Source organism: Alteromonas macleodii, from assembly GCF_903772925.1.
In the GTDB taxonomy this organism is placed as follows: domain Bacteria; phylum Pseudomonadota; class Gammaproteobacteria; order Enterobacterales; family Alteromonadaceae; genus Alteromonas; species Alteromonas macleodii_A.
Genome location: NZ_LR812090.1, coordinates 1,999,323 through 2,012,190, shown reverse-complemented (window position 1 = coordinate 2,012,190; position 12,868 = coordinate 1,999,323). Strand labels below are relative to the sequence as shown.

Genomic DNA, 12,868 nt, shown 5'->3' with positions numbered 1-12,868 from the left:
CTATCACCCTCTGCGCCATGTGTGGAATTTCTCAACGTAGCTTAAAAGTTTTTCAGGAGCATTAGCGCGCTTCCAGTTCCCTGCTGCGTACTTTGCGCCTTCAGCCCAGGTTGGGTAGGCGTGAATAGTACCTAGTATTTTGTTTAACCCTAGGTCGTGCTTCATCGCTATAACAAACTCAGCCAGTAAGTCTCCTGCGTGCTCCGAGACTATAGTAACGCCCAATATTTTGTCTTTACCTGGCGGCGTAAGTACTTTAATAAACCCTTTTCTGGCACTTTCCGCAACAGCACGATCTAACTCTGCAAATTCGTATCGCGTTACTTCAACGTCAATATCTTGTTCTGCAGCATCTCGCTCACTAAGACCTACCCTCGCCACTTCAGGGTCGATAAAGGTTGTCCAAGGAATAACGCGATAATCCACTTTAAACTTCTTAAATGTGCCGAAAAGTGCGTTAACCGCCGCATACCATGCCTGATGCGAGGCTACGTGGGTAAACTGATAGGGCCCTACCACATCACCAGCAGCAAAGATGTTTGGCATAAGGGTTTGCAAGTATTCATCGGTTTCTATGGTTCTATCGAACTGAATTCCCAAATCTTCAAGACCAAACCCGTTAAGGCGCGCTTTTCGACCAACAGCCACAATCACTTCGTCATAGGCGATAGTAGACTCAACACCTTCTTTAGCAACTACTAACACTTTTTCACCGTCTTTCGTCTCAAAGCGTAGTGCGTCATGAGATGTCAAAACATTCACTCCGCTTTCACGAAGTACAGATTCAGAATATTCAGCTACGTCAGCATCTTCCTTACCCATTAAACGTGGCGCACGTTCAACTTGCGTAACCTCACTGCCAAGGCGAGAAAATGCCTGCGCCAGTTCACAGCCAATAGGCCCACCACCCAACACAATTAAGCGCTTTGGCGATTCTTCAAGGTCTGCAAATTTAGACCATAAGGTGTCAGAAGTGACATAACCGCTTTGTTCGATACCAGGCAGGTCAGGAACAAAAGGCGCTGCCCCCGTGGCAACAACAATGTTCTTTGTTGTTAGTGTTTGAGTGCCGCCATGATTCTTTTTAATCTCTACTGTCCAGGGGTCGATGATCTTTGCATAGCCTTTCACTACATCCACCCCTAAACTGGTGTAACGCTCTACACTGTCGTTGGGCGCGATAGCCGCAATGACTTCATGAACACGGGCCATCACTTTTTTAAACGACATCGCTGGTGTTACTGGCTCTAAACCATAGTTATCGGCATGGCGCATTTGGTTAGCTACTTTGGCCGTTTTTATAATGGCTTTACTAGGCACGCAGCCATAGTTAAGGCAGTCGCCCCCCATTTCTCCTGCTTCTACCAGCGTCACCTTTGCTTTTACAGCGGCGGCGATATAGCTGGTAACCAACCCACCTGCACCGGCGCCGATCACCACTAAATTACGGTCAAATTTCTTTGGTTTGTTATAGCCTTTGTATACGCGACGGCGATTCACTATTGCCACAATGCCTTTAGCTATCCATGGAAATATACCTAGCAGAACAAATGAAAAGATAAGTCCAGGCGATACGATGCCTGACAGGCTGTCAATTTGCGCCAGTTGCGTACCTGCGTTCACATAAACAGCGGTGCCAGCAAGCATGCCTATTTGGCTTACCCAGTAAAATGTCCAGGTTTTAAGTGACGTCAGCCCCATTAACAGGTTGATTAAAAAGAACGGAAATACCGGAACTAAACGCAGCGTAAACAAGTAAAACGCGCCTTGTTTTTCTACGCCCTCATCTATCTTTTTAAGCTTTTCTTTGAACTTGTTGCGTACGGTATCTCGTAGAATGAAGCGCGCGACTAAAAAAGCTAACGTAGCGCCTACGCTTGACGCGAAAGACACAATAACTAAGCCCTGCGCCAGCCCAAACAGTGCACCTGCAGCAAGGGTCAAAATTGCCGCGCCAGGTAGCGACAGTGCAGTAACCGCCACATAAATAGCAAAGAACACCCCAATGCTTAATACAGGTTTTTTTTCTATTTGCGCTTGAAATGTATCAAGTGAGTCCTTCATCCCCTGAAGGGTTAGATAGCTATTCAAATCAAAATAGAAAAAGCTAAATATAGCGGCGGCAATAACACCTAAAAGCGCTATTTTCTTAAACATAAAAATCCTTAGCGCTTAAAACGCGTATTGCATGGTAACTTGAGCGTGACGAGGCACGTTTGGCATAACCAGAGTCGCGCCAAAATATCCGCCTTCAAAAAGCGGCTGCCAATTTTCTTCATCAGTAACGTTAATAACATCTAAGCGTAAACGAAGATCATCGCTCACTTGGTAATCAGCATTTAAGTCTATAGTGTACTGGTCGCGAATATGCACGGTTTGTAAAAAGTCTAATGGGAAAGACTTGGTGTATAAAGCACTCGCACCAAGCTGAACATTATCAGTCACCTGCCAGCCAGCATTAACGGATGCTATTTGTGGAGGAATACCTTGCACTCGGCTGTTCGATGCTGGGAACGCGGCAAACGATGGCGATCCCACACCTGTGCCCTCAACAATATCAGGACGACTGTTATCAAACGCATCTATCACCTGAGCCGTGCCTTGAAACGCTGCAGAGTCATCGAAGCGAGCGTCTAAATAACTGTAGGCAGCATTGACCCATACATCGTCGCCCTGATAAAACATTTGCAACTCAAACCCTTTGGTTTTCACGCCGCTATTGCTGCCATCGCGGTTGCGTAAGCTACGGGTTTGCTCAAACACTGCCGCTTCAGCATACCATTTGCTGTTTGGCGCGTATTTTACCCCTGCTTCATACAGAGTATTTTCGGTAGCAAAATTAAGCGGGTTAATTTCATTATTACCGCCCAATACTGTGCCACCCGCCATGCTGTTTGACGTAGCATCGTTTTCGGAATACGCAGCATATAAGTTGATGTCACCGGTGAGTTTGTAAACCGCGCTTAACTGATAGCTAGTTAACGTATCGCTATAGGTATCAGACGCGGCCGTTACTCCCTCAGGCGCTAGAGGGTCACGGGCTTCAACATCGTAATAATCTATTCTAACGCCGGCAATGGTTGAAAACGTGTCTGTCCATGTAGAGCGTTGTTGGAGCGCCAAACCAGTTTGCCACGACGTGGAATCAGTGGTGTCTGACAGGTTTAAGTCGCCGCTTCCATCGCCGTCCAAATCATACTGAGCTCCCGGAGATACAAATACACCCGCACGTAACTCGACTAAACGCGCTTTTTGCGCGTCGGTAAGAGGGATCACGCGGTTAGAAATAGGCCCAGTTAAATCAATCGGATTGTCGGCCTCAGTAGTAAACTGGCTATAGCCCAGCACATCGTTATAGCGAAGCGCCAAGCCTACGGTAGTAATTTGGCTATCGTTCCACTGGTAATCTAGCTCGGTGCGATTTTCGAAGGTGTCAGCGCCGTCAATAATTTCGACAAAGCTATTTTGGGCTATCTCTTCGCGCTCTAAATACTGGTAATAGGTGATATTGCGAAGTGCCATGTTATCAGCCATTTTGTATTCTACACTGCTGCGAATAACCGTGGTTTCAGCACCATTGATGTCATCAGGATTAGTGAATACGCGGTTGCGGGGAATAACCACTTCACCGGTAGGTGAAATAATGGCTCCAGCGCCCGGAACTGAACTGCCATTAGGCTGAGTGCCTTGCCCAGTAATATAAATACCATTGTCGATAAGGTCTTGCGTAGGGCGATTTATACCCGCATTGTCTGGATAGTCTGTGTTGTAATATTCAGCGCTGATATCCCAAGTGAGTGCGTCGCTCGGTGTATAGCGATATGCAACAAATAGGTTTGTACTATCGCGCTCAGCAAAATCATAGAAGCTGCCGTGATCTAGGTACTCAGCACTAAAGCGAATGCCGCTTTTACCTTCTTCTATTGCTGTGCCGTAATCTACTTGGGCTGAATACTGATCCCAACGCCCGGCGCGAAGGGTAACTTTACCCTTGCTTTCTGTGGTAGGCGCGACCTTGGTTTGAAGGTTAACAAAGCCACCATTACGCTGCGTACTACCAAACAGTACGGGAGAAGGCCCTTTCACAACGTCAATTTGTTCAACGCTATTAAAAGACAATGGTAACCCAAAACCATTATTACCAGCCTGACGACGCACGCCGTCTTGAAAGAGTTCGCCTAACTGCCCCCGAATACTTGGCAAGCTGGGAGTACCGAAGCCGCTTGAAGCATAGGCATTAGGGGCTGCCTTTACGATATCGTGTAAATCATTAATGTTAAGCGCTTCTATCGCTTCTGCCGACAATGACGTTACTGCACGAGGGGTTTCTGCTGCACTTAAACCGCTACCAAATAACCCTTTTAGCGTATTGTCGCCTGGGTTTAGCGTGTTTAAGCTCTGTTGACTGCCTGTTACTTCTACTACTTCAATATCTGATGCTTGCTGGGCAGCTAACGACTGACTGATGGCAAGCGCGAGTGTGCTAACGGCTAGGCCGATTATTCTTTTCATTAACGATTCCGTATTTTTACTTATTATTCGACTAGACCGATACGTGTCACAAAAAATTTCAGTACATTTAATTTTCGAAAAAATATTAAAAAACACAAAATTAAATGAAATTTTTATTTTGAACGATCGTTCTAGTATGCTTGCACTATTATACTTTTGGAGCATGTATGCAAAACAACACAGATATTCAAAAGCGACTTGAGTGGTCGTTACTTTCTCTTCGCGTAACTATTTTTATCGTTATGTTCGTTTGGACCCTAGATAAGTTTGTCAACCCTGCCCACGGCATGGCGATTTTCGAAAAATTTTACGGCATAGGCGGCGTACCTGAAATGGCCGTGTACATTATGGGTGCATTGCAGCTTGCATTGGTGCTAGCATTTTTAGCGGGCCTTGCGAAAAAATACACCTACGGCCTTATTTTTATTCTTCACGGCGGCTCTACCCTTTCGTCTTTCCCGCAATATCTAGACGCCTTTAATCACCTGCTGTTTTTTGCCGCATGGCCTATGTGGGGTGCGTGCTTCGCACTTTTCTTATTGCGCGACGCAGACACCAAATTTGCGTTAGGCAAGTAGTCAACATTTGTTGGGGCGACTGCACTAGATAGTGATAGCAGTTGCCCTTGCTACGGCACACCTCATGGCGCTAATACTGGGCTTTTTAACCTTTGGCAGCATCATACAGTTGCTGCCATTCGCCCTCTTGTACCGGCATTATTGATAACCTTCCGCCTTTTTTAACTAAAGGTAGTTCAGTAATACCTTCCATACTTTTAATGACAGAAAGTGGAAGTACGCTGGAAAACTTCTCTACAAACTTTACATCTACACGATACCAACGCGGGTTTTCTTGGCTGGATTTAGGATCGTAGTATTTTGACTCAGGGTTAAACTGTGTAGTGTCTGGATAACCTTCTTTCACCACTTCTGCAACGCCTGCAATACCGACTAGTTTGCAGCTGGAGTGGTAAATAAAAATCTTGTCGCCTAGTTTGACGCCGTCCCGTAAAAAGTTGCGGGCTTGGTAATTTCTAACGCCATCCCAAGGCTCGGTTTGATCAGGACGGTTTGCCAAGTCATCGATAGAAAATGCATCAGGTTCTGTTTTAAATAGCCAATACGCCATGTTTTTATTCATTCTCTTAATGTTTGCACACCTACCAAAGCGTATATAAATAAACATACGCTTTACGTGCGCTATTATCTTTTTAACTAACACCAGTATACAAAGCGCATTTATTTAATGACAGTGCTATACCTTAGCTTGGCTAAGACTGCTATAATTACGCACTTAATCTGAGCTTATCCCTATTTTGAGCTCAGCAATTCCCTGATTTTTCTAGATGTGATTACTATGCAAGCCACCATTAAGGCCGACCGCGGCCTGTTTTCTTACCCTAAATATTGGCCACACTGCCTGGGTACTGCGCCTTTTCTTCCTGTGTCAAAAGAGGAAATGGATGCCCTTGGCTGGGACAGCTGTGACGTTATTTTGGTAACCGGCGATGCGTATGTCGATCACCCTAGTTTCGGTATGGCAGTTATTGGTCGTGTTCTGGAAGCCCATGGCTTTCGCGTTGGCATTATTTCTCAGCCAGATTGGAAGAGTAAAGACGACTTTATGAAGTTGGGTAAGCCCAACCTGTATTTTGGCGTAACAGCCGGAAACATGGACTCGATGATCAACCGCTATACGTCTGACAAAAAGCTTCGTCACGACGATGCCTATACGCCAGGCAATGTAGGCGGTAAGCGTCCTGACCGTGCCGTAACCGTATATGCACAGCGCTGCCGCGAAGCCTTTAAAGGTGTACCTGTGATTGCGGGCGGTATTGAAGCCAGCTTGCGTCGTATTGCGCACTACGATTACTGGAGCGAAAAAGTGCGCCGCTCTGTACTGTTCGACTCTAAAGCCGACATGCTGTTTTTCGGTAACGCCGAGCGCCCCCTTGTTGAAGTAACCCACCGCTTAGCGGCAGGTGAAGATATTGCCGATTTACGCGACATTCGCGGTACCGCAATCATCGTTAAAGAAGCCTTACCAGAATGGCAAGGTGTTGACTCTACCTCTCTTGATAGACCCGGTAAAATTGACGCCATTCCAAGCCCCTATCAAATGGAGCCCGAGTGCGATTCACAAGATAAAGACGCGAAAAGCAGTGAAGCGCCAGAGGCTGCGCCTATCGTAATTCAGCCTGCGCAAAAAGAGAAAGAAAAGCGTAAGCCTTGGGAGAAGGTGTACGTTAAGCTGCCAGCGTACGAAACAGTAAAAGACAACAAGGTATTATACGCGCATACATCGCGTATTTTGCACCAAGAGACCAATCCAGGTTGCGCCCGTGCGCTAATGCAGCGTCACGGCGACAGACACATTTGGATTAACCCACCCGCCATGCCTCTTGAAACAGAAGAGATGGATGCGGTATTTGATCTTCCATATCAGCGTGTGCCTCACCCTGTGTATGGCGATGCTAAAATTCCTGCGTACGATATGATCCGCTTTAGCATTAACATTATGCGCGGATGCTATGGCGGCTGTACCTTCTGTTCTATTACCGAACACGAAGGCCGTATCATTCAAAGTCGCTCTGAAGATTCGATTATTCGTGAAATTGAACAAATACGCGATACGGTACCAGGTTTTACCGGCGTAATTTCAGACTTAGGCGGTCCGACGGCGAACATGTATCGCCTTCGTTGTAAGAGCCCGAAGGCAGAAGCGACTTGTCGTCGCCCTTCTTGCGTGTACCCAAGCATATGTGCACATATGAACACGGACCATAAGCCCACCATCGACTTATACCGGCGTGCTCGCGAACTGCCTGGAATTAAAAAGATTTTGATTGCTTCAGGCGTGCGTTATGACTTAGCGGTAGAAGACCCAGAATACGTGAAAGAGCTAGCCCTTCACCACGTAGGCGGCTATTTGAAAATAGCACCAGAACACACAGAAGAGGGCCCGCTTTCAAAAATGATGAAGCCGGGTATGGGCAGCTATTACCGCTTTAAAGAACTGTTTGATAAATACTCACAGGAAGCGGGTAAAAAGCAGTACCTTATTCCTTATTTTATCGCATCGCACCCGGGTACCACCGACGAAGACATGTTAAGCCTTGCGATTTGGCTAAAAGAAAATAAGTTTAAGCTTGATCAGGTACAAAACTTTTATCCGTCGCCAATGGCAACGGCTACAACTATGTACCACACCGAAGTGAATTCCCTTCGTAAAGTTACTAAAGAAAGTGAAGAAGTACCGTCAGCGAAAGGTGAAATTCACCGTAGACTACATAAGGCCATGTTGCGTTATCACGACCCGAAAAACTTTGCGCAAATTCGAGAAGCACTTAAACGTATGGGTCGTGAAGACTTAATTGGTCGTGGTCCTCAGCACCTTGTGCCGCCAGAGACCGCTGACGAAAAACGCCAGAAAGTACAAAAAGGCCGTCGCGGTGAACGTGCGCTTACTAAGCATACTGGGCTTCCACCCTCGTTTCAGGGTAAAAACGGAAAAGGCAAAAGCCGAGACGGTAGCGCTGTAAATAAAAGCCGTCGTAATACAAACGGCAATAAGCAAGGTAGCGGTAATAGGCAAGATCAAGCCAACGGAAATACCGCCAATCGAAATTCCGGTAAAGCTTCTAAGGCGAATAATGGCGGCGGAAACAATCGTGGCCGCTCTCAAAAACAGCCAAGCATGAATAAACGTTAAGATAACAAACGCTAAAAATAAAAAAGCCCGATGCTTTTCAACATCGGGCTTTTTTTGTGACTTTTAGCAATAGCACTGCGGTATTTCAGCTAGCTATTTATGTATTCAACCTTTATGTACCCAAGCTATACGCTTACATTCAGTCGTGATTTGGGTAGCACTTAACATTTTCAAGTTTAGCAAGCTCACCAGTTTGATCATTTCGCAGCAAGCAGTGCTTGCCATTACTTAGTAACGTAAAGCTGTACACAGGGCTGTCATGCCTTCCTTCAACGGGTAACCCCCTGCTATCTATCTTCGCTTTTCGTTCAATTGTAATGTTTGACGCTTTGCTAAATACATTATCAGCAACAGTAATGGGTATACCGCCAAACCAGTTGCTGATGGTATTTTCAATAGTTTGCTTTTGGCTTGCACTCGTGCTGTTAGTGATTGCTTTATGCAACTCAGTCTCCTTGCTTGCAGCACAACCAATGGCCGATGATAGCGCTATAGCAAGGGCTGCAACTGGCAGCCCGGTGCTTTTAGCTTTGCCTCTACCGAATAGAGCCATCATTCTTGTTCCTTGATAACGGGCTGATTAATCTTGTTATGTAAAATAAAGTTTTCCCTGCGCGTTTCGGGTGTGTCGATAGGAATAAGCTTTTCACCTACTAGCGCGCTTTGATTACTGCGCAGTGCATTTACATCAGCCATGCCGTTACCCGATACCACTTCAGGGCATGCGCCCGTAGCTGCAAATTCTAGTGCTGCAGACAACATACCTTCATTCGGGTCGCCTAAACTAGCAGTAAAATCATCTTCAACTTCACATCCTGGCAGTTCAAAATCAAAGTTCGGGGTATTGGTTGGCATAAAGCCATCGGCATAATCACCAAAGCCTTTATTATTCACCCCTTGGAATTGAATAGTGAAGTAAGTTTCACCACAGTTGTCTGTTGGATAGAAACCATAAGGTTTACCGCACGTTGTAGAGCCAATTTGAACCACCTCTACATCTATGCCGCGAAGCGCGTTCATTACCGCTTCGCTCGCTGAACAGGTTGCATCTGTCGAAATTACGTATACACGAGTCAGTGAAAGGCTCGGCAGTAGAGTATCGGTAAGCCGTCCGGCGTTGTAATCGATAACATTACTGTAAAAAGGCGTAGGACGAATGGTCTCACCAGTAATGGGGTCGGTCGTTGGGTTCTTGTCGTTAAATCTTAAGGTTTCAAACGTAGCATTGTTCGTTTGATTTGGGCCCGCTACCATATAAGAAAGCTGAGAAGCTAACGCCAAACGCCCCCCACCGTTGTAACGTAAATCCATAACTAATTCGGTTACATTCTGCTCAACAAATGTATCGAACGCGTCTATCAGCCCTTCTTGCGCAGTAACAATGAAGGTATTAAATTGGAAGTAACCTGTTTTACCGTTTTCGGTATCGAACACCTTAACGTTTTGCACCGGCGTTACGCTCACATCAGCAGAAGTTATATCTACAGACATAGTCGTACCGTCAATCAGCTCAAACTCAAAGCTCGTAGTAGTTCCCGCTTCATCAGGAAACAGTCCATCGTTTAAAGCGTTTACACCTTGTTGGGTATTGTCATTAACGAAATCAACGCCGTTAATACTCACAACCTTAGCGCCTCGCGGCACATTCGCTGCAGCAGCAGGTGAACCAGGCTCTGTGAACCGCACTGTTAGCTCCCTTGGCACTGTGTTTGAACCAGATTCCCAATCAAAACCAAATCCTGACGATATGCCAGATTGAGATAGCTCGTTGTATTCAGCAGTGTCTTGTGAAAAATGAAAATTATCTTTTGGCGTGCCGCTTGGCGTTAATTCATTGGTTTTTAACTGGTTAAAGTATGCCAATACTGAAAAGTTTTCTGGGTCGTTATCGTCTACTTCGTCGTACCATAAATAGGTGTCATTGGTCCAGGAACGCAGCCAGAGCTTTTCATCCATTGCGGTACCTTGGGTATCTGGATAAGCACTTCCTGTAAAAGGGTCGATACCAGTTCTTGGCGTTTCACATTTGGCGATGAAGTCAGATTGCGGCTCATAGACACCGGCTTCCCACTCAGGTTCAGACGTAACGGGAGTAGTAGGTGTTGTTGCTACTGGCGTGTTACTGGATGAACCGCCACCTCCCCCACATCCTGTGAGAAGTGAAATCGTGACTGCAAGTGCAACTGAAGAATACGTATACGCTTTCATGATTAACTATATATCCTTTATGTATAGGTGCCGAATTTTAAAGTTCACCGGCTTTTATGCGCTCGATAAGACTATGTCTTACGTTAGCATGATTTATAGTGCTATAGGATTGTAAGAATAACTAGGTAACAAAAGTTTAAACATTGATTAAATGTAACTAAATTTTATTTATTTCTACGTACTAGTCGTATTATCAGCACTATATTTCGCCACTAGTTGTTGCCACTATTAATTTCCACTGTAAGCGTCGCCCTCCATATCAGTCACGTCCGTTAACGAACGCGTTTTATTATGGGGAAGAACACCCACGGTAGGCGCTATCAGGCTACTAATAAACAAACCATATTCTGTTTCTATAGCGCCAGTTACAAAAGGGTAAGCGCCGCTTGGGTCTTGAAGAGATTTAAGTACCTTCCCACTGTCGCTAATTTTTAAAAGGTGCCCGTATGGTTCACCCTGTGGTCTCAGAAACTGTGGTAAACGTTGAATTATTTTACGAACAAAGGGTTTGTCTGATAACCCATCCACTGGCGCTGAACGGGGTGAAGCTAGGCCTAGATAATAGCCGCCACCGGCAGCCTGACTTATGTTGTCAGGAAAACCGGGTAAGTTATCTATCACCACATCCACGCTTCCCTGTTTAGGCCCCTTTAACCAGTAGCGTAAAACCCGGTATTTTCCTGTCTCGTTAACTAACACAGAGTCTTGGTCATGACTCATTGTTACGCCATTTGCGAAAACTAAACCGTCTATCAATACTTTGCTCGAAGCAGTTAATGGATAGTATTCGATTAGTCTGCCATTCCCTTTGTGCTCTAGAATTTCTAGCAGGCTTGCCGAAAGCGTTCCGCCGTGGTCTTTTGCGGCAAACTTGATGGTCGCGTCGGTAAAATAAACCTTTCCATTTTTAGCTATATCAACATCATCGGCGTATACCACGGGGGTATTCTCTACCTGATTGACCAGCGTTTTTAGTTCGCCTTTTGCGTTTGCAATTAGTAACCCTCGATGGGCATCAGCGATTAGTAAATTTCCTTTGTTATCGTATTCAAGACCAAGTGGGCGGCCATTGGTATTTATCCATGATGTAAATGACGTTTGCCCCTGTTTCATCAACAATACTGCTCCAGAGTGCGTCGCGGTGGCAATGGTTCCCGCTTTGTTTATCGCAAAATCCTCCGGTCCCTCTTCTCCTTCTATATCAATGTACTTAAGCTCTGCCAACCGCGAATTTTCTGTAAACGCTTTTGTAAAGCCACCATTTTTCGGTGCTTGCCAACTGACGGGATCGATAGGTACCGGCCATAACAGTAAATAGGCAAGAGCTAAAATAAGAGAACCCCATAGCATTTTCATTCACTCACTCCTTTTATACTTTTACCTACCTTAGCAAGCGCAGTTGACCGACTCTGCTTTCATTTTTAAATAGAACACTATTCACCAAAGCTTTAAGCTCTTCAAAAAGCTAGGCTAAATTCGCGTATTAGTACGCGCATTACAAATACGTAAGGCGGCATCCATATAAGCATTTCGCGCGTTTTTTAGTAAAACGCTGTTGGAGTACGTCATGCCATTTTATACAAAGCTACTGGGGGCTAAATATACTAAGCAGGTAGATAAGGAACTACGAGCAAGTCATGCTGGCGAAACAGGTGCCGTCTGGATATACCGAGGGGCCATGGTTGCTGAATTTATCTCTAGCCTATTTCGCATTAGCAAAAGCAAAGACGACTCAGAACGCTTTATAAGAGAGCACCTTGAAACGGAGCGTGCGCACCTTGCTATTTTTGAAAGTGAAATGCCGCTGTTTAGGGGTAGCTTCATACTGCCACTATGGATAGCCGCGGGATTTATAACCGGCTTTCTGCCACGACTTTTGGGTAAAAACTGGTTTTTTTATACCATTTATTGTGTAGAGGAATTTGTTGATTTGCATTACGACGAGCAATGTAAAAACATGTCGGCATTATCTATCCCGCCATCAAACGTGATAGAAAGGTTTCAACACTGTCAGGAAGAAGAACAGCACCATAGAGACGAAGCGTTAGCAATGATGACACAGCAACCATCTTTACCAATGAGGCTGTGGGGGCGCGCAGTAGAAAAAGGGTCTGCGTTTGCAGTTGCTGTCGCCAAATTAATTTAGATTGATACTCTGCAAATGACCTGAGAAAACAACAAAACAGCCTCGCGGATAAAATTAGGAAAGAACGCTACAACATGGGAAAGAAAAGCAGGTTAAAACCACCAAAGCAATGTAACGACTGCGGTGTGGAAGCTGATACGCAATTTCGCGTTCGCCAAAGTGAGACAGACGAATGGCGCATAGTGTGTAAGGCTTGCCAAACACTGGCAAAAAATAATGATGACTACATGTATGGCGGGACGTGGAAAAGAAAAAAGCGTAACTAGAGTGAATACATCAAGGGGCGAGGTA

Annotated in this window: 10 protein-coding genes; 4 read left to right on the top strand and 6 right to left on the bottom strand. The window is 45.4% G+C overall.

All coding sequences use genetic code 11. The annotated features are described in order from the left end of the window. Positions 1–3: 3 nt before the first annotated feature. Together PCAR9_RS08665 and PCAR9_RS08660 are read right to left on the bottom strand one after the other, a co-directional pair. Positions 4–2,157, bottom strand: coding sequence for a dihydrolipoyl dehydrogenase family protein (locus PCAR9_RS08665; protein WP_179983248.1), 2,154 nt, complete (start codon positions 2,155–2,157; stop codon positions 4–6). Between the two features lie 15 nt (positions 2,158–2,172). Continuing rightward, positions 2,173–4,512, bottom strand: coding sequence for a TonB-dependent receptor (locus PCAR9_RS08660; RefSeq protein ID WP_179983247.1), 2,340 nt, complete (start codon positions 4,510–4,512; stop codon positions 2,173–2,175). 167 nt (positions 4,513–4,679) lie between these two features. On the opposite strand from PCAR9_RS08660, the gene PCAR9_RS08655 reads away from it, so the two are divergent. Then, entirely contained in the window at positions 4,680–5,090 is a 411-nt protein-coding gene (locus PCAR9_RS08655) for a hypothetical protein (RefSeq protein ID WP_179983246.1), read from the top strand. Positions 5,091–5,175: 85 nt separating this feature from the next. Here PCAR9_RS08655 and PCAR9_RS08650 read toward each other — a convergent pair whose 3' ends face one another. Beyond that, a complete protein-coding gene (locus PCAR9_RS08650; protein WP_179983245.1) occupies positions 5,176–5,640 on the bottom strand; it encodes an EVE domain-containing protein in 465 nt (154 codons plus the stop codon). Between the two features lie 228 nt (positions 5,641–5,868). Here PCAR9_RS08650 and PCAR9_RS08645 point away from each other — a divergent pair, with 228 nt between their 5' ends. Next, entirely contained in the window at positions 5,869–8,223 is a 2,355-nt protein-coding gene (locus tag PCAR9_RS08645) for a YgiQ family radical SAM protein (protein ID WP_179983244.1), read from the top strand. Between the two features lie 139 nt (positions 8,224–8,362). Here the strand turns inward: PCAR9_RS08645 and PCAR9_RS08640 are convergent, their stop codons facing one another. The 3 genes from PCAR9_RS08640 to PCAR9_RS08630 form a co-directional block, all read right to left on the bottom strand. Continuing rightward, positions 8,363–8,779, bottom strand: coding sequence for a hypothetical protein (locus PCAR9_RS08640; protein ID WP_179983243.1), 417 nt, complete (start codon positions 8,777–8,779; stop codon positions 8,363–8,365). After that, positions 8,776–10,431 carry a S41 family peptidase gene (locus PCAR9_RS08635; RefSeq protein WP_179983242.1) on the bottom strand — a complete coding sequence of 552 codons (1,656 nt, stop codon included), beginning with the start codon at positions 10,429–10,431 and terminating at the stop codon, positions 8,776–8,778. The genes PCAR9_RS08640 and PCAR9_RS08635 overlap by 4 nt, the downstream gene beginning before the upstream one ends. 228 nt (positions 10,432–10,659) lie before the next feature. After that, the gene (locus tag PCAR9_RS08630; RefSeq protein ID WP_179983241.1) at positions 10,660–11,787 is read right to left on the bottom strand and encodes a strictosidine synthase family protein; all 1,128 of its coding nucleotides are present in this window, start codon (positions 11,785–11,787) and stop codon (positions 10,660–10,662) included. Between the two features lie 211 nt (positions 11,788–11,998). Between PCAR9_RS08630 and PCAR9_RS08625 the strand changes: the two genes are divergently transcribed. Together PCAR9_RS08625 and PCAR9_RS08620 are read left to right on the top strand one after the other, a co-directional pair. Continuing rightward, entirely contained in the window at positions 11,999–12,577 is a 579-nt protein-coding gene (locus tag PCAR9_RS08625) for a demethoxyubiquinone hydroxylase family protein (protein ID WP_179983240.1), read from the top strand. A gap of 74 nt (positions 12,578–12,651) precedes the next feature. Then, positions 12,652–12,843 (top strand): DUF8622 domain-containing protein, encoded by a 192-nt coding sequence (locus PCAR9_RS08620; RefSeq protein WP_179983239.1) that lies wholly within the window; start codon positions 12,652–12,654, stop codon positions 12,841–12,843. Positions 12,844–12,868 lie beyond the last annotated feature (25 nt).